Raw genomic sequence first — 20,832 nt, forward strand, 5'->3', positions numbered from 1 at the left:
GGCTTACGCGTAAAGTGGGTTAAGTTTTTCAGCGTTTATATCAAAACGCTTAATGGCTTCTGCCACCACTTTCTTCTCAACGTCACCGCGCTGAGCTAATTCGTAAAGTGATGCCACCACAATGTACGACGCATTAACTTCAAAGTGTGTACGCAAGTTTTCACGGCTATCGCTTCGACCAAAACCATCTGTACCTAGGCAGCGATATTCAGTATCGATAAACGCGCGTACTTGATCAGAGTAGTTCTTCACATAGTCAGTGGCAGAAATTGCTGGACCTGCATCTTTCGTAATCACCTGACCGATGTAAGGGACTTTTTGCTCGGCTTCTGGGTTTAGCATGTTCCAACGTGCTATGTCTTGACCTTCGCGGGCTAGCTCGTTGAATGAGGTTACCGAGTAAACGTCAGACGATACGTTGTAGTCTTCACAAAGAATCTGCGCTGCTTTACGTACTTCGTTCAAGATAGTACCTGAGCCCATTAACTGAACGTTAAGCTTAGACTTGTCGTTTTCAACGCGCTCTAGCTTGTAGATACCTTTAATGATTTTCTCTGCAATATCATCTTCTTCTGGCATTGCAGGGTGCTGATAGTTCTCGTTCATCAGCGTTAGGTAGTAGAAGATATTTTCGTTGTTACCGTACATACGACGCAGACCGTCTTGAATGATAACCGCCACTTCGTAACCATACGTTGGGTCGTAAGTAATACAGTTTGGAATTAGGTTCGCCTGAACATGTGAGTGGCCATCTTGATGCTGTAGACCTTCACCATTTAGTGTTGTTCTACCTGCTGTTGCACCCAAAAGGAAACCACGTGCTTGGCTATCGCCAGCCGCCCATGCTAAGTCGCCAACGCGTTGGAAACCAAACATCGAATAGTAAATGTAGAACGGAATAGTGGTAGCGTTACAGGTTGAGTAAGACGTACCTGACGCAACCCACGATGCCATTGCACCTAACTCGTTAATACCTTCTTGTAGTACCTGACCTTTCTTATCTTCGCGATAGTAAGCCACTTGGTCGGCATCTTGTGGAACGTATTTTTGGCCTTCGTTAGCGTAAATACCAACCTGACGGAACAAGCCTTCCATACCGAACGTACGAGCTTCATCAGGAATAATGGGTACAATGCGCTTGCCAATTTTCTTGTCTTTAAGCAAAGCGTTTAGTACTCGTACAAATGTCATGGTAGACGACACCTGACGATCGCCAGATCCTTTCAGAATGGCGTCAAAAGCTTTAAGTTCTGGCACTTCAAGCTGCTCTTCAGCCTGCTCTCTGCGCGCGGGTAAATAACCGCCAAGCGCTTCACGACGCTCTTTAAGGTACTTAAGCTCTTCGCTGTCTTCTGGGAAGCGGTAGTAAGGAAGGTCGGCAATTTTGTCGTCTTCTACCGGAATGTTGAAACGATCGCGGAATTTCTTAATAGATTCCACGTCCATTTTCTTCACGTTGTGCGCAACGTTTTGTGCTTCACCTGAAGAGCCAAGACCAAAACCTTTTACAGTTTTCGCTAGTATTACCGTTGGACGACCTTTGGTGTCGATAGCTTTTTGATACGCAGCAAATACTTTAACCGGATCGTGTCCACCACGGTTCAAGCGCCAGATATCATCATCTGAATAGTTAGCTACAAGCGCTTTTGTTTCTGGGTACTTGTTGAAGAAGTTTTCGCGGGTGTATTTTCCGCCTTTAGCTTTACAGTTCTGGTATTCACCGTCTACGGTTTCACCCATAAGCTGAATTAGCTTACCAGACTTATCGCGCGCAAGAAGTTCATCCCAGTAACTACCCCAAATAACTTTAACCACTTCCCAGCCTGCGCCGCGGAATGTGCCTTCAAGTTCTTGGATAATCTTGCCGTTACCGCGTACAGGGCCGTCTAGGCGCTGTAAGTTACAGTTGATAACAAATGTTAGGTTGTCTAGGCCTTCGCGAGACGCTAAGCCAATTGCACCCAATGATTCTGGCTCATCACACTCACCATCGCCCATGTAGCAGTACACGCGCTGCTCTGAACAGTCTTTTATACCACGATTGGTTAGGTACTTAAGGAAGCGAGCAGTATAAATAGCTTGAAGTGGACCTAAGCCCATAGAAACCGTTGGGAACTGCCAATAATCTTTCATCAAGTGAGGATGAGGGTACGATGATAAGCCATCGCCAGCACACTCTTGACGGAAATTGTTTAGCTGCTCTTCAGTTAAATTACCTTCAATGAAAGAACGAGCGTAGATCCCCGGAGAAATATGCCCTTGAGCAAAAATAAAATCGCCGCCGTTGCCATCTTTTGGCGCTTTAAAGAAGTGGTTGAAACCCACATCGTACAGCATGGCTGAAGAGGCAAAGCTACCAATGTGACCACCAAGTTCTAGATCTTTCTTAGACGCTCGCAATACTATCATTAGTGCGTTCCAACGAATTGCTGCACGAATACGCGCTTCAATCGTTAGGTCGCCAGGCATGTTAGGTTCTTGCGCCGCAGGGATAGTGTTGATGTACGCAGTTGTTGCGTCATACGGTAAGTGTGCTCCGCTACGACGAGCTTTATCAACTAGCTTCTCAAGTAAGTAATGAGCGCGTTCTACACCTTCCTCTTCGAATACAGACTCGAGGGCATCTAGCCACTCTTTAGTTTCTTGAGGATCCACATCTTGGTGCATCATATCAGTCATGGTGCCATCCTATTTTTGCTTATATAGAAAATCCTCCTTGTGCATGGCTAAGCCCCTGCATTTAAGGAGGAAAACTAAACTACGTTGTACTCACAGTGACCCGTTCTGGCTCACCTGCTGTTGCAGTGGCACGGGAATACCCCGACCGGCCTCTGCGAATAATTAACCGTGTGCTCGGTGCGCGCGGCTAAATCTCTAAACGGCGCAACGCTCGCTGAACACGAGTGTCGCGCTGATTAATGGTTAATAGCGTTTTTTCAATAAACGCCAAATGTGTATTGCATGCCTGTCGCGCTGCTTCTGGATCTTGTGAAGCAATGGCTTCAACAATTTCGCGACGCTGCTTTGCAATATCTGCAACCGCATCGCTATGCACAGCAAGCATGTCTAAATTTCGTTCTATGTTGTCTACCAACATACTTTGCATGGTGCTCATTACATGTAGCAGAACCATGTTATGAGAAGCCCTGGCCATGATGATATAAAATCGGCCTAGCGCTTCCGCTTGTTCTCGCTTGCTCTCATTGGCTTTTGGTGCTGGAAGATTGTTAAGCGCTTGCTTGAGCGCGTTGTAATCTTCGGGCTGACCTCGAAGCGCCGCGTAATACGCAGACATACCTTCTAACGCATGTCTAAATTCGAGCAAATCGAACTGTGTTTCTGGTCGCGCACTCACTAAGTCCATCAGTGGGTCTGTCATAGCAGAATTGAGATTGCGATTGACGAATGTGCCGCCACCCTGCTTTCTTTCTACTAAACCGCGGGCTTGCAGGTTACCAATGGCTTCACGTAAAGAGGGACGAGACACATCAAACTGCTGCGCTAATTCGCGCTCAGGCGGTAACTTTTGCCCGGCTAAAAGCGAACCATCAAGAATCATAGATTCAAGCTGCTCGGTAATAACATCTGCTAGTTTTTTTCGCTGCTGACGCATGCGGCCTTGTCTTCCTTTGTTGAAGTCCTATTGTGAAGTTCTTTGCTGAAGTCCTTTGGTATCAATAACAGTTGTGAATGCACTGAATACATCAGTTAAATATTCTCACAACGAAAATTGGTAATACCATTTTACCTATACAGTTTAAGGCAGATCGATTTAGAGGTAAATACTCTCAAGCATAGCAAACCTTGCTCAGTTTGCAGCGTGTAAAGCTTTATAATTGAATTTGTTAAGAAAAGTTTTCTCATCATTACTGGTCTGATGAGAAAGAAAAGAAGGAAATAGCGACAAAAAGGTCTGATATAGCGGCAGTTTTTTATTAGACCAACTATTCCCCAACAGGTAAATGTAAAAAATAATCGCTATGCCAAGCTGCCAATAACCGTAAGTGCAGACGTAACAACCAGTAAAAAAATAACATTACGTTTTGCTAATTTTACTAAAACCTTGGGTTCAACAGCTGCATTTTCAGCCTGCAATGCCTGTTCTTCAGGCGTGAGCATTTCCGCTTTTGCTGAAATAATCGTCAACACATCGTAAGCGGATATATCAAGTTGCAGCGCGTGCTTTATCCACTCGGGCAATGCCCTTGAAAAATGCCCCATCATTAGCATTCCAAATGTGGTGATACGCACTGGAACGTAATCTAGTGCGAACATAAGGCGACCAGCAGTTTCTCGCAAAGGATGTTGTGCCGCGCAGAGTGCTTCCGTTGTGCTTCTACTAAAACTGTAAAACAGTGCACCGGGCGCACCAAAGGCCATAAACCACAGCATAACGGCTGCGTAATGCTGATAATTAAGCCAGGTTAAGTGTTGCCCAAAGCTTTTTCCCTGTACTTGAGCACTTCCTTGATTCTTTTCTTCGTATTCACCGTCTTCGTTTTCACCGTTTTCATTTTCACTCTGTGTATTCGCGCAATGACCAAGCTGGTCTGTATACATGCTGCAGGCTTGCAAGTCGTTACGTTCAGCTGCGTTTAAAAAGCATTTGTAAGTTGCTCTTAAGGCTGGGCAGCCAATACACAGGAATAGAACAATACTTTGCTCAATAAAGGTAAGAAAAGCACCCAGCAGAAAATACTCAACAGCGGCTAAAATGACAGCCGGGGCCAGCAAACTACTATACAAAACTGCAGAATTGCTTTTCTTTCCTATCCATCCTTTACCTGTAAGCCATTCTCTGTATTGACTAGCATATTTTTCAATGTGCCAATTCGGTTCTTTACTTATCAGCCGTTCCAAGCTTAAAACTAATAGCAAACTCATTAAAATCATGTGATAGGTCGCTTCTTCTTTATTGGTTTATTTGTTTGTACGTTTGTTCATTTTTTGCATCATATTTCGTTGTGAGCTCGCATACTTGATAAATAGCTTGCAGCAATGCTTATATCAAATGAGTCAGGCTTTTTCTGTAACGCGCCCAATCGAAAGCTTGTCCAGGATCAGTTTTTCTCCCCGGAGCGATATCGTTGTGACCTACAATACGCCCTAACGTAATGTCTGGGTAGTGCTTAACGATAAACTCGGTTAGCTCTGTTAATGCAGCGTACTGCTCGTTGGTGTATGCCAGCGTATCTGTGCCTTCAAGCTCAATACCAATTGAGAAGTCATTACACCTGCTTTTCCCCTGAAAAGTGGACAGACCTGCATGCCATGCACGTTCATTAAATGGCACAAACTGTTCTACTTTGCCCGTGCGGTAAATAACGCAGTGGGCAGATACCCTCAATCCGGCAATTTCTTGATAAAATGGATGCTCAGTAGGGTCGAGCTCACCCATAAACAAATCTCTTATCCCCGACGTACCAAAATGTGAGGGTGGCAGAGAGATATTGTGAATAACTAATACGTTCACCACGGCTCCATCAGGACGTGCATCGCAGTGCGGAGAAGGCAAAAGAGTGGCGTTGTGGTAAATTGTCATGTCGCAAATCTTCTTATCGTAACGTGGTGCAAGTGATGAGTGTGAACTACCCAGTGACTAAAGTTCACTGGGCTTCTAAAGCCTAGCTTTGATACTAGGCTGCTTCTTTTTTCTCAGATCCTTCAACCAACTTCGATAATTCGAAGACTTTCATTTTAATGATTGATTTCTGCTGAGATGTGGGCATAACCCTCGCGACGATTCCAGTCGCAACTAAGTCTAATTCACCTGTCTTAGCAATGCTCTTTGCCGCAGAGAGATCTCGGCTTTGATAGGTGTTGCACGCCGTACAGGTAAAATATCGTTCGTTCAATGACAATGCATGCTGTTGATCGCACTCGCTGCAAATACCTGTAGATTTTTCAAATCGACCAATTTCGTGATAGAGCTTACCTTTCAGCTCTGCTTTATACTTCGAAAGCTGGGTGATTAAGCCCATCACATTGTCGGCCACCATGCTGCCGTTGAACTGCTGCATTGCTTTTATGTTCAAATCTTCAAACACCAGAATATCGGTTTCATTGGTTATCTGTCGTGATATTTGATGTGCAAAGTCGAGTCTTTGCCGTGAGATTTTGCCATGAAGCTTATTGATGCGTTGTTTGGTTTTTTGCCAGCGATTAGAGCCTTTGTTTCGCCTTGCAAGCTGGCGTTGTAAGTGCGTTAATTTCTCTTTCGAGCGTTTTAAAAACTTGGGGTTGTCGGCGGTAAAACCATTTGAGCCTACAACCGTTTGTTTTGAATTAATATCAAAGCCAGTGATGGAATTTAAAACACGAAGCGCTGTTTTACACTCAACTTCCTGAGTGATGCTACATTCCCACTTTCCGTGTCGGTATTGAATGGTGACGGTCTTAATTTGGCTCATTAAGTCGCGGTGCAAGATGATTGGCACTTTACCCACCTTTGGGATGCTAATAGCGCCATTTTCAATACGTATGCAATTAGAATTGTTCACCGCTCGAAAGCTATCATTATGAAGCTTTTTTTGCTTATAAGAGACTTTATGTTTTGGGAAGTGCTGCAAACGGCCTTTTGAAAATGCGTTCTTGAGTGCTGTTTCCAAGTCTCTTGCAACTTGCTGAGCTGCTGCTGAATCGAACGCTTTTATCCAAGCAAACTCTTCAAAAGCCTTAAGTTCTTTGAGTAGCGAAGCCATATCCTTGTAAAACAAGAACGTCGTGTCAAACTCGTAGCGCCGCATAGTTTCAGACAACAACAGGTTCCAAATGCCACGCGCTGTTGCACCAAACTCGATGAGTTTCGCTTCCTGCTCTGGCGTTGGGTTGAGCCTGTAATTGTATCTGAGCGTCTTTTTCATATACTGTATAGACTACTGTATAAGCATGAGTTGTCAAGATGGATTATGAAACAAAATCACACTGTAAATATCTTATAGCTTTACACTTAATATTGGTTGTTAAGTACAGAAAACAGCTACTGATTGGTGAACTAGGTCAATTTCTTAAGGCGACAATTAAACAACTCTCGATGGAGTCAGATTTCGATATTGAAGAGATTGAAATCGACAAAGATCATGTCCATATTTTAATGATTATTTCGCCCAAATACAGCATTTCTCAGCATGTTAGAAATATCAAACAACTGACTACACACAAAATATGGTGCTACAGTCCAAACCTCAAAAAGCAGTTTTGGAAGGAAAGAACATTCTGGTCAGACGGCTATTTTGTCTGCTCCGTTGGAAATGCTAGTGCAGAAACAATCCGAAGATATATTTAGGAACAAGGCTAGCGATTCATCCCAGCGACTAAAGATCGCTGGGTTTTCTCGCAAAATATTTGATAAAAGTTATTCGGTGATTGGTTGAGACCTGTTTTTAATCTCTTTTACAAAAAACCGATTACATATAGAAGTGTTACATTGCTACCTTACTAATAGCAATCAGAATTAAAACAAGGAATTAACACAGTATCTATAAGAGGCAATGATGTCTCATCATTGTGCACTATTACAGTGCCATACAGTGTCATTCGTTTACATAAGCAAAAAGAGGTAAGAGGGTAATGTCACAGGAACAATACGAAACAAGCGCTGCTGGCAAATGGATGGTGGTTCTTGCCTGGGTCTGCGGTCTGGGACTGCTGGTTTTTGTATTCTCAGACCTATTGGAAAAACAGGTAAACCCCAACAGTGACCCAATTTCTGAGCGAATGGGTGCACAAACCGAAGTGCGTCTAAAGCAAAATCGTCAGGGGCATTATGTAACCAGTGGCTTCATTAATGGTGAAGAAGTTATTTTCTTAGTTGATACCGGAGCTACCGACGTTGCCGTTCCCGCCCATTTAGCTAACAAGCTACAATTACAGGCTGGCCGCCAAGGGCTAGCGCGAACCGCCAATGGCACGGTTAGAATTGCCGAATCGACAATAGATACCCTTCGCATTGGCGATATTGAGCTACGAAACGTACAGGCAAACTTAAACCCTGGTATGCAAGATAACCATATTTTGCTTGGAATGAGCGTTCTTCGCCAATTAGAGTTTACTCAGCGTGGCGATTGGTTAATATTGCGTACCCTGTAAAAAAGACAACCTGAAAAGACCATAGCGATGAAGATAACATCACCCGATATAGACGCCATACGCGAGCAAGTTTCTTTAGCATTAATAGAAGATTTGGGCGGAGAGCTTAATGCCGATAATGATATTACCGCCAACCTTATCGACAAAGATGTAACGGCTAGTGCGACAATTATCACCAGAGAACCTTGCGTTATTTGCGGCGTGGCATGGGTAAATCAGGCATTTGCACTTATTGACGAATCGGTAACGGTAACCTGGCATGTTGAAGATGGTGACAGCGTAGTTGCTGATACCGTGCTGGTGAGTTTGTCTGGCTCTGCCCGCGCTATTCTTACCGCTGAGCGCACCGCACTTAACTTCTTGCAGACTTTATCAGCCAGCGCAACCGTCACTGCTTTTTACACAAAGTTTTTGCAAGGTACGAAAACGAAAATTCTAGATACCAGAAAAACGCTTCCTGGCCTGCGATATGCGCAAAAATACGCTGTTCGCTGTGGCGGCGGACAAAATCACCGCGTTGGGCTATTTGATGCATTTCTAATAAAAGAGAATCATATATTCTCTTGCGGCGGCATTGAAAAAGCGGTGAGCCGGGCTAAAGAAACTATGCCGGGTAAAACAGTAGAAGTAGAAGTGGAAAGTATCAACGAGTTCAAGTTAGCGCTTGAGGCCGGTGCAGACATAGTGATGTTAGATAACTTTACTAACGAACAGATCCAACAGGCAGTGGCGCTTAATAACGGTAAGTGTAAGCTTGAAGTGTCTGGCAATATTACCGACGAGAGACTGTCTTCTTTATCTAAGCTAGGCGTGGATTATATATCTTCCGGTGCATTAACCAAGCATGTGCAGGCGATAGATTTATCGCTGCGTATAAATTTGGACTAATATATAGTGCAGGCATAAGTAATATTTCGTTAGTGTTTAAGAGAACCTGGGCTTGATGTAGTGTGCTTAAATTGTGTTTTGAGGAATACGCTGGTTAACTACTTGCAAATATTCGCAAAATAAAAATGAAGGCGGGAACAGCGATAGCGGTCAACACTTAAAACATTAAATATTGAGTATTGTATTGCCCGATATACGTCGAAAGCAAAAAGAGTTTTATACAAAAGTTCAATGACATAGACCTGCAAAGGCGTAGATGAACGTGTCATACTTGCTTAGTCAGACATAGGTATAGTTCTAGATACTTGTCAGTGACAAATAAAATTCTATACTGAGTAACAAGTACCAGGGGCGTTTAAGGACGACTCGGGTATAAACGTCAATTTGAATTTATTTAAACTTAGCGTGTTATACGCGTCCCGGAGATAGACCATGATGAAAATGAATAAAACAAACCAAAAAGGTTTCACCCTTATTGAATTAATGATTGTTGTTGCAATCATCGGTATTCTTGCAGCGATTGCGTTGCCTGCTTATCAGACTTACACGCAGAAGTCTAAGTTTACTGAGGTTGTGATGGCGACAACTGCTTTCAAAAGTGCATTCGAAGTAGCAGCACAAACGGGAGAAATTACAGCATTAGCAGAAGCAAACCCTGGAGTAAATGGATTCCCAGCTGCGATCGACAACTCTGCTGATCCAGACAGCATTGCGGACAGCGTGACGATTGCTAACGGTGTAATTCAAGCAACCGGTTCTGCTGAGGTTGATGGCCTTACATTTACTCTTACACCTAGCGGTGTTGACGCTCCGATTACATGGGAAAAAGGCGGTACATGTGTAGCCGCAGGAGTTTGCTAACGAGTAATCGTAATGAAAATTGGGGGAAGTGCACTGCACTTCCCTTTTTAGTTTATGAGGAAACTAAAAAGTGAAAACAGCAGCTGTTTTTGAATGGCAAGGTAAAGACCGGCACGGTGCGGGTAGGAAAGGTGAAATTTCAGCGGCATCACTTTCGGAAGCTAAGAACCTTTTACGTAGACAGGGAATATCAGCGAACAAAGTAAAAAAACAAAGTAAACCTTTGTTTGGCTCTGGCGCTGCAAAAATAACTGCGGCAGATATTTCTGTCACCTCTAGGCAAATAGCCACTATGCTTAGCGCTGGTGTTACCCTTATACAATCTCTTGAGATGATTGCCCAAGGCCATGCAAAAGTTAGCATGCGCAAGTTGCTTGGCGAGATTACCGAGGAAGTAAAAGCCGGTAACCCTTTATCTTCAGCATTGAGAAAACACCCCAACTATTTCGATGATTTGTATTGCGACCTTGTGTATACCGGTGAGCAGTCTGGAGCCCTCGAGCTTATTTACGACCGAATAGCCACATACAAGGAAAAAGCCGAAGCTTTAAAATCTAAAATCAAAAAGGCGATGTTTTATCCTATAGCTGTGGTTGTAGTTGCGTTTATTGTAACTACTATTCTTCTTGTTTTTGTTGTTCCACAGTTTGAAGAGATATTCAGCAGTTTTGGTGCTGAACTACCGGCCTTCACGCAGTTTGTTCTAGGTATTTCTCGCTTCGTGCAAGATTACGGTATCTTTATCGCAATTGCTGTAGGTATTGCAGCCTTTTTGTTTGGCCGTGCTTATAAGAAAAGTCAAAAGCTGCGGGATTCTTGTGATAGATTCGTTTTAAAAATTCCTGTGATTGGGGAAATTCTCAGAAAAGCCAGTATTGCTCGCTTTACCCGTACACTTGCAACAACATTCGCCGCTGGTGTACCTCTGATAGGCGCACTTGAATCTGCTGCCGGAGCCTCGGGTAATGCAGTATATCGTGATGCTATCTTATTTATGCGTAAAGAAGTAGCAGGCGGTATACCCATGCATGTGGCTATGCGTGCGACTAACGTATTCCCCGATATGGTGACGCAGATGATTGCTATTGGCGAAGAGTCTGGTGCTGTAGATGAAATGCTAAGCAAGATTGCCACTATCTATGAAGCGGAAGTGGATGACATGGTAGACGGCTTAACTAGCTTACTAGAGCCTATGATTATGGCTGTACTAGGTGTAGTTATCGGTGGTCTTATTGTTGCTATGTACCTGCCTATATTTGATATGGGTAACGTGGTATAAATGGCGTTGGGAAGAAGCTTAGGCAAAATAGTATTGGTTAGCATTTACGCTTAAGCTTACAAATTACCTGTCCGAAAAACCTTATTAAATAAGCTCGCTAACCAGCGAGCTTTTTACATAAGTATTTACCTATATAACCATACTGTTTATGGAAGCAACTTAATGGATGCAATGATCACCCTTAGCCAACTTCACCCAGAGTTCTTCTATCTACTCGTGTTTTTAGTCAGCTTAATGGTTGGCAGCTTTTTGAATGTGGTTATTTATCGCCTACCCATTATGATGGAGCGTAGCTGGCAAGAGGAATACGATAGTTATTTTGCGGACACTAGTGAAGGGACTTATTCTACACATGGTTCTAATAGTGACTCCAAGAGCAGTTCAGCCCCTTTCAACCTCGTTAAACCAGACAGCACCTGCCCCAAATGTGGCCACACTATTCGCGCTTGGGAAAATATTCCGGTAATAAGCTATGTGCTATTAAAAGGTAAATGCGCCAGTTGTAAAACAGGTATATCTCCTCGATATCCACTGGTAGAACTGTTTACGGCCTTTGCATGTACCTTTACCGCTTTTCATTTTGGACCTACCCCTCAAGCGCTTTGGGCAGTTTTATTTACCTATATACTTATAGCGCTTATTTTTATCGACCTTGATAAAATGTTGCTGCCCGACCAACTCACCCTGCCCCTGCTATGGCTTGGCTTACTGCTAAGTACTAATAGCATTTTTGTGAGCACCACCGACGCTATTATAGGCGCTGCTGCTGGGTATCTTAGTTTATGGTCGGTGTATTGGCTGTTTAAGCTTGTTACTGGCAAAGAAGGAATGGGCTATGGCGATTTTAAATTACTTGCAGCGCTTGGTGCCTACACGGGCTGGCAAGGTTTGCCAGTAATAATACTATTGTCATCTTTCGTTGGTGCGGTGGTAGGTATCGCCATAATGTTGGCGCAAAATAAAGGCAAGTCACTGGCTATCCCCTTTGGCCCTTATTTGGCAGTGGCAGGTTGGCTTACCCTTTTGTACAAAGATACTATTATTTCTACCTATCTCGAGCTTGTATTATAAATGATCAATACTCCTTACGTTATTGGCCTAACAGGCGGTATTGGAAGCGGCAAATCAGCTGCTACTGAGCGCTTTAAAACCCACAATATCGATGTTGTTGATGCAGATGAAGTAGCAAGAGATGTTGTACTCCCAGGAACCCTCGGGTTACACAGTATTGTACAGCGCTTCGGGAAAAGCGTATTACTCAATGACGGTACTCTCGACAGAGCCCAACTGCGCAAGCAAGTGTTCGCAGCCCCCGAAGCCAAAGCATGGCTAAACAAGTTATTACATCCGCTTATTCGCGAGCGTATGCTAGAGCTAATTGCAGCCTCAACTAGCTCTTACTGCATATTGTCTGTGCCCTTGCTGGTAGAAAATAAGCTTACTGAAATGTGTAGTAAGGTAGTTGTGGTGGATTGTGAAGAGGATATTCAGCTTAAGCGCGCTATGCAAAGAGATAGTAGTGACAAGCAAACAATTAAAAATATTATGGCGGCACAGGCAAGCAGAGAGGAACGCTTACAGGCTGCAGACTACGTGCTTGATAACAGCACTACGCTTACATCGTTGCACCAGCAAGTTGACGGCTTACATACTAAGCTGCTAATGCAGGTGTCTTAACGGAAAGCTCTTTATGGAGAGCTATTTACGGATTGCTTTTTACGGAGCGCTATTTTCGAAGGGCACTTAACGGAGAGCTATTTTAGAAGGGCACTTAACAAAGGGCTCTCTACTTAAGTGAAAGAATTGTGCCCTAGTTTTCTACAAGTAATTTGTCTACAAATAATCTGTTTATAAGTAATCTGTCTTTATGCCGTCCGTCTAAACATACTCTGTCTGCAGACACTCCGCCTGCAGGTTTTAATTTTTTGTTTTCTCTGGTTTTTGTTTGATTTTGAAACTTTTTTACTCAATTAGCATCAAAAGAAGAGTTTGGTTGAGAAGTATACTTGGCTTAACCGCCTCTATGCTTTAGGCTTTAGACTTTCGCCTAACGTAAGTGTGTTTTAAGGATTTCCATGAGCGACGCTGTATTCGAATTTCCCCTTAAGGAAAAAGTGCGCAACTATCTGCGCGTAGAGCAGCTGCTTGGCCAACTTAAAATTACAGCGAAAGCAGAACAAAGTAGCTTACAACTGGTATTTTTCGAGCAGCTTTTTGAACTGCTTGACTTGATAGAACGCATCGATCTTCGCTCAGATTTAACTAAAGATTTAGAAGCCCACGAAAAAAACCTCGTGTATTGGTCTAAGCACCCCAAAATTGATACTACCGCTTTAGAGCATGCACTAAAAACAGTGCTACGCCTTCGTCAAAAGATTAAAACCGACGGCCGGTTTGGCAATGCGTTAAAAGAAGATAAGCTTTTAAGCTCCATTAGGCAGCGTTTCGCCATACCCGGCGGGGCGTGCAGCTTTGACCTACCTAACTTACATTTTTGGCTTCACCAGCCTTTAGAACGTCGTCTAAATGAAATAACACAATGGTTAGAAACCCTTGCTTTGCTAGACGACGCCATTACAGTGAGCCTGTCGTTTATTCGCGAACGAGGTCAGTTCAAAACCACAGTTGCTGAAAGTGGTTTCTTCCAAGGTGCCGCCGAAGATAAAAATGAACTTATTCGCGTAAAATGTCGTGTAGATGAAGGCTACTACCCTACTCTGAGCGGTAATAAGTATCGCTACGCGCTGCGCTTTATGTTGTTTTCAACTGAAGACAGTAAAAGTGGTTCAGTGGAAGAAAACGTTCAATTCCTTCTGGCAGCCTGCTAACCTATACCACGCTTACATTTGATGTTACTTAACGTATTTTTGTACTGGTGAACTCTTTTATAGGGCTCTTTATCGGTGCCGTTTTAAATTTATTTTATACGCTGCTTTTTCAAAATGCTGACTCGAAGGCGTAACTTAAAGACTTGATTTGATAGCTTGGATGGAAGCTTATTTTAAGGGCTCAGTTTGAGTACTTAGTTTATAGTCTTATTTTCATCCTTGATATAAATTCTTTTATTGGAGAGATAGATGGAAGTCAAATGCCCCATATGTACCAAACCCGTAGTTTGGTCACCCGAAAGTGAATATCGCCCTTTTTGTAGTAAAAAATGTCAGCTAATTGACTTAGGTGAGTGGGCTGGAGAAGACAGAAAAATAGCGGGTAAGCCTGCCGATGATGCAACGCCGCAATCTATCGATATAGAAGAGATTGAAGCAATGCTAGCCGAGCAGCCAGACGACTTTTTTAAACACTAATTTTTCTTTTAAAGGAACATCATGATTAATTCTATCGCATTAGTCGGTGGCACTCACGGTAACGAAATGAGCGGTATTCAGCTCGTTCAAAACTGGGAAGATAATGGCGTACCGTCTCAGTTTAGCAGCCTAGATATTACGCTCTACAAAGCAAACCCCGCCGCTATTGCTGCAAACGTGAGATTTTTAGAGGAAGATCTCAATCGCCAATTTACTAACCAAGCACTTTCGAGTAGTCGGCACACCAAGACGCCAAACTCGTTAGGCAGCATCTCGCAAGAACAAGAGCTTGCAGCAGCGATCAACGCTCAGCTAGGTCCCAAAGGTGCTTCAACAACCGATTTAGTGATTGATATTCACAATACCACCAGCAATATGGGTGCAACCCTCATCATTCTTGATACCAGCGATGTGTATATAAAAATGGCTCGCTACGTAAAACAACACATGCCCGACGCCAATATTCTGGTAGAAGATGAGAAGCCTTATCATGAGCACGGGTATTTATGCACTACCGGAAAGCTGGGGGTAATGATAGAAGTAGGCGCACAGCCACAAGGCGTGCTGAGAGAAGATGTATTTTTGTCTACACAAAAAATGGCAGAAGTGCTATTGAGTTTTTGTATCGCACTAAATAACAATGAGTGCGATAACTTGCCACCGTGTGAGGCATTTCGTTTAGGAGAAAATGTGTCATTTCCGCTCAACGAAGAAGGAAATCGCACGGCAATGATTCATCATTCTATTCAAGATAATGATTTTGTGCCGTTAATGCCCGGTAACCCTATGTTTAGAGGGTTTGATGGTAAAGATATCGTGTGGCATGGCGATGAGCCTACCTACCCTCACTTTATTAATGAGGCCGCCTATCACAAGTTAGACGTGGCGTTTGCCACATCTGAACGCATAGAAATCTAACTTTTCTCTGCTATTGAAATCAAGCTTAAAACTGTCCACAGAAATAGCGTGGAAGTAGCATAGGAATACCGCACATAAAAAAACAGGTACAACGCGTAGCTGTTTTTTTTATTTCAGCGTTAGCTGCTCTCACGAAAAGCAATTGTATTGCTAATGACAGCAGGTATCGCTGCCAGCTAATTCAATTGCTTATTTATTCTCTTCCGTTAGCGCTTGAATGATAGCGACGTTAGCTTCCGGAAAGTCTTTCACGTTTAAGTCATTAACAGCCTGCCAACGAGATGACTGGCCTTCCTTGCCGTGAGGCTCGCCATTGAAGTTCGTCACGCGATGCACATCTAGCTTTACGTACTTATCACCATAGTCATGCTCGATAACTATGAGTGGCTCGCTAGACAAAACATCTATACCAATCTCTTCAGCAAGTTCCCGCTTGAGTGCTTCAGTCACGGTTTCACCGTTTTCTACCTTGCCCCCGGGAAACTCCCATTTACCGCCTTGGTGGACGTCTTTCGAGCGAAGAGTGGTAAAGATATCACTACCGCGGGCAACTACGCCCACGGCAACGTGTACTCGCTTCATTAGCTTAACTTACCGTGGCACTGCTTATACTTTTTACCAGAACCGCATGGGCAAGGGTCGTTACGACCAACCTTAGGCCCGTTTCTCACTGCGGTACGAGGCGTGTCGCTTGCTTCTTCTGGCTTTGCAGAGGCGTCTTCATGCTCAAAGTTCTTGGGCACATCGTCAGCCTGACGACGCTGCTCTTCAACTTTTTGTACATCTTCTTCGGCCTGCACTTTCACACGCGCAAGAATTGTTATTACTTCAACTTTCAGAGTTTCAAGCATTTGAGAGAACAGTGCAAAAGACTCTCGCTTATATTCCTGCTTAGGGTTCTTTTGAGCGTAACCGCGCAAATGAATTCCCTGACGCAAATGATCCATTGCCGCCAGATGCTCTTTCCAGTGACTGTCTAAATTTTGCAGCATTACCGCTTTTTCAAACTGACGTAGCACTTCTGGGCCAACAATTTTCTCTTTTTCTGTATAAGCGCTTACCACTTCCTCCAGAATACGCTCTCTAAGCTTTTCTTCGTAAAGCTTGTCGTCATTTTCTAGCCATGTTTGAAGGGGTAGATCAGTGGCAAAATCTGCTTTAAGGCGCTCTTCCAGCCCTTTCACATCCCACATTTCTTCCAACGACTGTGGCGGAATATATTCATCCACTACGCTGCTAATAACATCTTCGCGAATTGCTGTAATCGTTTCGCTAATATCGCCTTCGTCCAGCAACTCGTTGCGCTGCTCGTAAATAACTTTACGTTGGTCGTTGGCCACATCATCGTATTCAAGAAGCTGTTTACGGGTATCGAAGTTGCGACCTTCCACTTTACGCTGCGCGTTTTCGATAGCGCGAGTTACCCACGGGTGCTCGATAGCTTCGCCACGCTCCATACCCAAGCGCTTCATCATGTTGCCCATTTTTTCAGAGGCAAATATTCGCATAAGTGCGTCGTCTAGCGACAGATAGAAACGACTTGAGCCCGGATCACCTTGACGACCAGAACGACCACGAAGCTGATTGTCAATACGACGTGATTCGTGACGCTCGGTACCAATGATATGTAAACCACCGGCGGCAAGCACTTCGTCGTGACGCTTTTTCCACTCTGCTTTTATCTTTTCAATTTGAGCTTCAGTTGGGTTCTCAATTTTTTCAATTTCGGCCTGCCAATTTCCGCCAAGCACGATATCTGTACCACGTCCCGCCATATTTGTAGCTATAGTAACGGCACCCGTTTTACCCGCCTGGGCAACAATATCAGCCTCATGCTCGTGGAACTTAGCATTCAATACTTTGTGCGGAATTTTCGCCTTTTTCAGAATTCGTGAAATAAGCTCCGAATTTTCGATAGATACCGTACCTACCAGCGTAGGCTGACCGCGCTTAACACAATCTTTTATATCTTCTACTATGGCTTCGTATTTCTCTTCGGCCGTTAAGTAAATGAGGTCGGCCATGTCTTTACGCTGCATAGGTTTATTCGTTGGAATAACCACGGTCTCAAGACCATAAATATGTTGAAATTCGAATGCTTCAGTATCTGCGGTACCTGTCATACCCGCGAGCTTGTTATAAATGCGGAAGTAGTTTTGGAAGGTAATAGACGCAAGCGTTTGGTTTTCGTTTTGAATGCGAACACCTTCTTTTGCCTCTACAGCTTGGTGTAAGCCTTCTGACCAACGGCGGCCTTCCATTGTGCGACCCGTGTGCTCATCAACAATGACAATTTGGTCGTCTTTAACAATGTAGTCTACGTCTTTGGTAAAGAGCTTATGCGCACGTAGCGCAGCATTAATGTGGTGCAATAATGATATATTTCCTGCGGCGAATAGTGATTCACCCTCAGGCAACACACCCTCTTCCTGCAGAATTTCTTCAACATGAAGTTGTCCGCGCTCGGTCAGGTGAATTTGCTTGGCTTTAAGGTCGATTGTGAAATCGCCGTCGCCTTCCTGGCCTTCTTCGTCATCTTTTTCTTGCTGTACTAGTTTCGGAATTATTGTATTGATACGACGATAAAGCTCAGAGCTATCTTCAGCTTGACCTGAGATAATAAGAGGCGTTCGTGCTTCATCAATCAAGATTGAGTCAACTTCATCTACGACTGCATAGTTAAGTGGGCGCTGCACTCTGTCTTGTGGGCTAAACGCCATGTTGTCGCGAAGATAATCAAACCCAAATTCGTTGTTCGTACCGTATGTCACATCAGCTTGGTAGGCTTTACGCTTTTCCTCAGATGACATGCCCGGCACGTTACAACCTACTTCCATACCCAAGAAATTGAAAAGTTGGTTACTCCACTGCGCATCACGTTTGGCAAGGTAGTCGTTCACGGTAATAACGTGAACACCTTTTCCAGAAAGTGCATTTAAGTAAGTAGGCAACGTAGCGGTAAGAGTTTTACCTTCACCAGTACGCATCTCTGAAATGTTACCTTGATGAAGAACTTGCCCGCCTAGCATTTGAACGTCAAAGTGACGCATACCATAAACACGCTTACTGGCTTCTCTTACCGTAGCAAACGCTTCGTTAAGCAGCGCATCTAAGGTTTCACCCTTTTCAATGCGGGCTTTGAATTCTTCGGTTTTCGCTTTTAGCGCCTCATCAGAAAGCTTTTCATACTCTGCTTCCAGTGCATTGATGGCATCTACGTTTTTACGTAATTTTTTTAATAGTCGGTCGTTTCTACTTCCGAATACTTTTCTTAGGATGCTTGAAAACATTAGCTTTTTTATTCCACTACTTGTCGAGACGCTATACCAAAAGTACAGCAAAATTAAATAATTAAGGCGTATACCATTACCTGGCAATGCCTTGCGATTTTTATGTAACTAGCGCGCAAAAACGAACAGCGTTTTCATTGCTTGCTACCCTTGATGCAGGTGTAAAACCTACTAACCTGGCTGCTACCTTACTTTTTTCTTACAAAAGGCAGAGGATCGACTTGTTTTCCGTTTCTTATTACTTCGTAGTGAACGTGGGCCCCGGTCGAGCGACCGGTATTGCCCATTTTTGCGATAGGTTGCCCTTTGGTAACCACATCACCTATCGAAACAGATAAGGTATCGTTATGCCCATAACGGGTAACAAAACCATCTCCGTGATCAATTTCTACAAGTTGGCCATAGCCATAGCGTTCGCCAGCCCAGGTAACAATACCTGCCGCTGTAGATACTACGTCTATTCCCGCTTTACCGGCAAAGTCTAGCCCTTTGTGCATAGCAGGCTCGCCAGTAAACGGGTCGGCACGCATACCGTAATAAGAAGACAACCACCCCGACGCAATCGGACGACCAGATAATCGACTCTGCTCTTGGATATGGTGACCCCGTACTAAATTTTCAAGCATAGCTAACTGTTGCGATTTCAAGTCGAGTGATTGCTCTAGCTTTGCTATCTCGTGAAGAATGGGGTCGTCTTGGGTGTTGTCTGGTATCGATACCGGTACGAAAGCGTCCAGGTCAGTCGCTGACATACCTAATTCTGTTGCTATCTCCTTCCCCTGCTCATCGAGCAAGGTGGCTTTGGCTGAGAGCTCAGCCACGCGAGATAACAAAACGTTTAATTTCGTTGTGGTTTCTTTTTTCAGTGATTCAATATCGTCTTTGGATTCGTCTAACTGAGTTTGCGCTAAACGAACGCGAGCAATATCTTCAGGAACTGATTCTGTTGAACGACTAGACACAAGCATAAAAATAGAAGTAAGCACAGTTGCGCTCACAAGCGTACGAACACTGACACTGTGCCGATAGCGTGTATTTTTACCTGCTAGTGTAATTGTTAACTTCATACCACGTAACGGATTTGGGTTTCACACTCTTTTCATTGCTTTGCGCTTAGCGATATCGCCAACGCTTTTTTGTTAGTCGCTTCGTTATGAGCGTTGAGGTGAAAGTACTACAAAATAGTGGCTTACTTTATCATTTATTTGAACGATTGCCACGTGAAAAAAAACCGCCATAAAGGCGGCTTTTTGAAATTATGCTAATACGGGCTGTGCGTAGCGAATTGGCGCAGACTCTTGAGAGTCGTAAGTCACATATTCCCAACAATCTTGCTGCGCAAGTAACGCGTTAAGAAGTTTGTTGTTTAAGCCGTGCCCTGTTTTGTAAGCTCTAAGCTCACCAATTAGGCTGTTTCCACCTAAGTACAGATCACCGATTGCATCAAGGATCTTGTGCTTTAGAAATTCGTCATCGTAACGCAAACCTTCGGGGTTAAGAACGCGAAATTCATCTAGCGCCACTGCGTTTTCCATGCTGCCACCTAATGCAAGGTTATTAGCATTCATGTATTCTAAATCTCGCATAAAACCGAACGTACGCGCTCGGCTCACTTCGTTAACGTATGAACACGAATCGAAATCCATCACCATATGCTGGCGGGTTTCACTGATAACAGGATGATCGAAATCGATTTTAAAATCGACGCGAAAACCGTCGTAGGGCACAAGTTCGGCCCACTTATCTTCGTCTTCAACACGCACGGGCTTTTTGATACGAATAAACTGCTTTGGTGCGTTAAGCTCTTCAATACCAGCGGTTTGAAGAAGAAAAACAAACGGACTTGCACTTCCATCCATGATAGGCAATTCGTTGCTGTCTACTTCAACAATAATATTGTCAATACCCAAGCCAGCAAGAGCAGAAGCAAGATGTTCAACGGTCTGAATAGTTACACCGTCTTCATTATTTAAACACGTGCACAGCATAGTGTTCCCTACCGCATTAGCGCGAGAAGGAATATCAACATGTGGGTTAAGGTCAACACGCCTAAACACGATCCCCGTGTTCGCAGGCGCAGGCCGGAGAGTCATCGTGACCTTTTCCCCTTTATGCAGACCAATACCAGTTTCTTGAACCGATTGCTTGATTGTACGTTGTCTAATCATTTGCTTATGCTTTTACCTTTTAAAAAAGCGGGCGC

19 protein-coding genes are annotated in these 20,832 nt (G+C 43.8%); 10 read left to right on the top strand and 9 right to left on the bottom strand.

Annotated features, from left to right (window positions below):
* Positions 1-3 precede the first annotated feature (3 nt).
* The 5 genes from aceE to BM528_RS14065 form a co-directional block, all read right to left on the bottom strand.
* Entirely contained in the window at positions 4-2,679 is a 2,676-nt protein-coding gene (gene aceE, locus BM528_RS14045; protein WP_071980357.1) for a pyruvate dehydrogenase (acetyl-transferring), homodimeric type, read from the bottom strand.
* Positions 2,680-2,866: 187 nt separating this feature from the next.
* Positions 2,867-3,613, bottom strand: a complete 747-nt coding sequence (locus BM528_RS14050; protein WP_071980358.1) for a GntR family transcriptional regulator — start codon at positions 3,611-3,613, stop codon at positions 2,867-2,869.
* Positions 3,614-3,978: 365 nt separating this feature from the next.
* Entirely contained in the window at positions 3,979-4,893 is a 915-nt protein-coding gene (gene ampE / locus BM528_RS14055) for a beta-lactamase regulator AmpE (protein ID WP_071980359.1), read from the bottom strand.
* 109 nt (positions 4,894-5,002) lie between these two features.
* Positions 5,003-5,542: a 1,6-anhydro-N-acetylmuramyl-L-alanine amidase AmpD gene (ampD, locus tag BM528_RS14060; protein ID WP_071980360.1), complete on the bottom strand. Its 540-nt coding sequence runs from the start codon at positions 5,540-5,542 to the stop codon at positions 5,003-5,005.
* Positions 5,543-5,636: 94 nt separating this feature from the next.
* Positions 5,637-6,863, bottom strand: coding sequence for an RNA-guided endonuclease InsQ/TnpB family protein (locus BM528_RS14065; RefSeq protein WP_071980361.1), 1,227 nt, complete (start codon positions 6,861-6,863; stop codon positions 5,637-5,639).
* A 38-nt stretch (positions 6,864-6,901) separates the two neighbouring features.
* On the opposite strand from BM528_RS14065, the gene tnpA reads away from it, so the two are divergent.
* The 10 genes from tnpA (at position 6,902) to BM528_RS14115 (ending at position 15,339) form a co-directional block, all read left to right on the top strand.
* A complete protein-coding gene (gene tnpA, locus BM528_RS14070; RefSeq protein WP_071980362.1) occupies positions 6,902-7,285 on the top strand; it encodes an IS200/IS605 family transposase in 384 nt (127 codons plus the stop codon).
* 284 nt (positions 7,286-7,569) lie between these two features.
* The gene (locus BM528_RS14075; protein WP_071980363.1) at positions 7,570-8,088 is read left to right on the top strand and encodes a retropepsin-like aspartic protease family protein; all 519 of its coding nucleotides are present in this window, start codon (positions 7,570-7,572) and stop codon (positions 8,086-8,088) included.
* A 33-nt stretch (positions 8,089-8,121) separates the two neighbouring features.
* Entirely contained in the window at positions 8,122-8,976 is an 855-nt protein-coding gene (nadC, locus tag BM528_RS14080) for a carboxylating nicotinate-nucleotide diphosphorylase (RefSeq protein WP_198033618.1), read from the top strand.
* A 432-nt stretch (positions 8,977-9,408) separates the two neighbouring features.
* Complete coding sequence (locus BM528_RS14085; protein WP_071980365.1) at positions 9,409-9,837, top strand: pilin; 429 nt, start codon at positions 9,409-9,411, stop codon at positions 9,835-9,837.
* A 70-nt stretch (positions 9,838-9,907) separates the two neighbouring features.
* Positions 9,908-11,116 carry a type II secretion system F family protein gene (locus tag BM528_RS14090; RefSeq protein ID WP_071980366.1) on the top strand — a complete coding sequence of 403 codons (1,209 nt, stop codon included), beginning with the start codon at positions 9,908-9,910 and terminating at the stop codon, positions 11,114-11,116.
* Positions 11,117-11,278: 162 nt separating this feature from the next.
* A complete protein-coding gene (locus BM528_RS14095; protein ID WP_071980367.1) occupies positions 11,279-12,187 on the top strand; it encodes a prepilin peptidase in 909 nt (302 codons plus the stop codon).
* A complete protein-coding gene (coaE, locus tag BM528_RS14100) occupies positions 12,188-12,793 on the top strand; it encodes a dephospho-CoA kinase (protein WP_071980368.1) in 606 nt (201 codons plus the stop codon). It begins immediately after the preceding gene.
* 398 nt (positions 12,794-13,191) lie between these two features.
* Positions 13,192-13,944 carry a cell division protein ZapD gene (gene zapD, locus BM528_RS14105; RefSeq protein WP_071980369.1) on the top strand — a complete coding sequence of 251 codons (753 nt, stop codon included), beginning with the start codon at positions 13,192-13,194 and terminating at the stop codon, positions 13,942-13,944.
* A gap of 249 nt (positions 13,945-14,193) precedes the next feature.
* Entirely contained in the window at positions 14,194-14,421 is a 228-nt protein-coding gene (gene yacG, locus BM528_RS14110) for a DNA gyrase inhibitor YacG (protein ID WP_071980370.1), read from the top strand.
* Positions 14,422-14,442: 21 nt separating this feature from the next.
* Positions 14,443-15,339 carry an aspartoacylase gene (locus BM528_RS14115; RefSeq protein ID WP_071980371.1) on the top strand — a complete coding sequence of 299 codons (897 nt, stop codon included), beginning with the start codon at positions 14,443-14,445 and terminating at the stop codon, positions 15,337-15,339.
* 189 nt (positions 15,340-15,528) lie between these two features.
* On the opposite strand, the gene mutT is transcribed toward BM528_RS14115, so the two are convergent.
* From mutT to lpxC, 4 genes are all read right to left on the bottom strand, one after another.
* Positions 15,529-15,921, bottom strand: a complete 393-nt coding sequence (mutT, locus tag BM528_RS14120) for an 8-oxo-dGTP diphosphatase MutT (RefSeq protein WP_071980372.1) — start codon at positions 15,919-15,921, stop codon at positions 15,529-15,531.
* Complete coding sequence (secA, locus tag BM528_RS14125; RefSeq protein WP_071980373.1) at positions 15,921-18,629, bottom strand: preprotein translocase subunit SecA; 2,709 nt, start codon at positions 18,627-18,629, stop codon at positions 15,921-15,923. Before secA ends, mutT begins: the two co-directional genes overlap by 1 nt.
* A gap of 188 nt (positions 18,630-18,817) precedes the next feature.
* Complete coding sequence (locus tag BM528_RS14130; RefSeq protein WP_071980374.1) at positions 18,818-19,696, bottom strand: M23 family metallopeptidase; 879 nt, start codon at positions 19,694-19,696, stop codon at positions 18,818-18,820.
* 189 nt (positions 19,697-19,885) lie between these two features.
* The gene (lpxC, locus tag BM528_RS14135) at positions 19,886-20,797 is read right to left on the bottom strand and encodes a UDP-3-O-acyl-N-acetylglucosamine deacetylase (protein ID WP_071980375.1); all 912 of its coding nucleotides are present in this window, start codon (positions 20,795-20,797) and stop codon (positions 19,886-19,888) included.
* Positions 20,798-20,832: the final 35 nt, after the last annotated feature.

It is taken from the genome of Alteromonas sp. RW2A1, assembly GCF_001886475.1.
Taxonomy (GTDB): domain Bacteria; phylum Pseudomonadota; class Gammaproteobacteria; order Enterobacterales; family Alteromonadaceae; genus Alteromonas; species Alteromonas hispanica.

Coding starts and splice junctions, on each gene's coding strand:
- aceE (WP_071980357.1), bottom strand. CDS start 2,679: ATGACTGATATGATGCACCAAGATGTGGATCCTCAAGAAACTAAAGAG.
- BM528_RS14050 (WP_071980358.1), bottom strand. CDS start 3,613: ATGCGTCAGCAGCGAAAAAAACTAGCAGATGTTATTACCGAGCAGCTT.
- ampE (WP_071980359.1), bottom strand. CDS start 4,893: ATGATTTTAATGAGTTTGCTATTAGTTTTAAGCTTGGAACGGCTGATA.
- ampD (WP_071980360.1), bottom strand. CDS start 5,542: ATGACAATTTACCACAACGCCACTCTTTTGCCTTCTCCGCACTGCGAT.
- BM528_RS14065 (WP_071980361.1), bottom strand. CDS start 6,863: ATGAAAAAGACGCTCAGATACAATTACAGGCTCAACCCAACGCCAGAG.
- tnpA (WP_071980362.1), top strand. CDS start 6,902: ATGGATTATGAAACAAAATCACACTGTAAATATCTTATAGCTTTACAC.
- BM528_RS14075 (WP_071980363.1), top strand. CDS start 7,570: ATGTCACAGGAACAATACGAAACAAGCGCTGCTGGCAAATGGATGGTG.
- BM528_RS14085 (WP_071980365.1), top strand. CDS start 9,409: ATGATGAAAATGAATAAAACAAACCAAAAAGGTTTCACCCTTATTGAA.
- BM528_RS14095 (WP_071980367.1), top strand. CDS start 11,279: ATGGATGCAATGATCACCCTTAGCCAACTTCACCCAGAGTTCTTCTAT.
- coaE (WP_071980368.1), top strand. CDS start 12,188: ATGATCAATACTCCTTACGTTATTGGCCTAACAGGCGGTATTGGAAGC.
- zapD (WP_071980369.1), top strand. CDS start 13,192: ATGAGCGACGCTGTATTCGAATTTCCCCTTAAGGAAAAAGTGCGCAAC.
- yacG (WP_071980370.1), top strand. CDS start 14,194: ATGGAAGTCAAATGCCCCATATGTACCAAACCCGTAGTTTGGTCACCC.
- BM528_RS14115 (WP_071980371.1), top strand. CDS start 14,443: ATGATTAATTCTATCGCATTAGTCGGTGGCACTCACGGTAACGAAATG.
- mutT (WP_071980372.1), bottom strand. CDS start 15,921: ATGAAGCGAGTACACGTTGCCGTGGGCGTAGTTGCCCGCGGTAGTGAT.
- secA (WP_071980373.1), bottom strand. CDS start 18,629: ATGTTTTCAAGCATCCTAAGAAAAGTATTCGGAAGTAGAAACGACCGA.
- BM528_RS14130 (WP_071980374.1), bottom strand. CDS start 19,696: ATGAAGTTAACAATTACACTAGCAGGTAAAAATACACGCTATCGGCAC.
- lpxC (WP_071980375.1), bottom strand. CDS start 20,797: ATGATTAGACAACGTACAATCAAGCAATCGGTTCAAGAAACTGGTATT.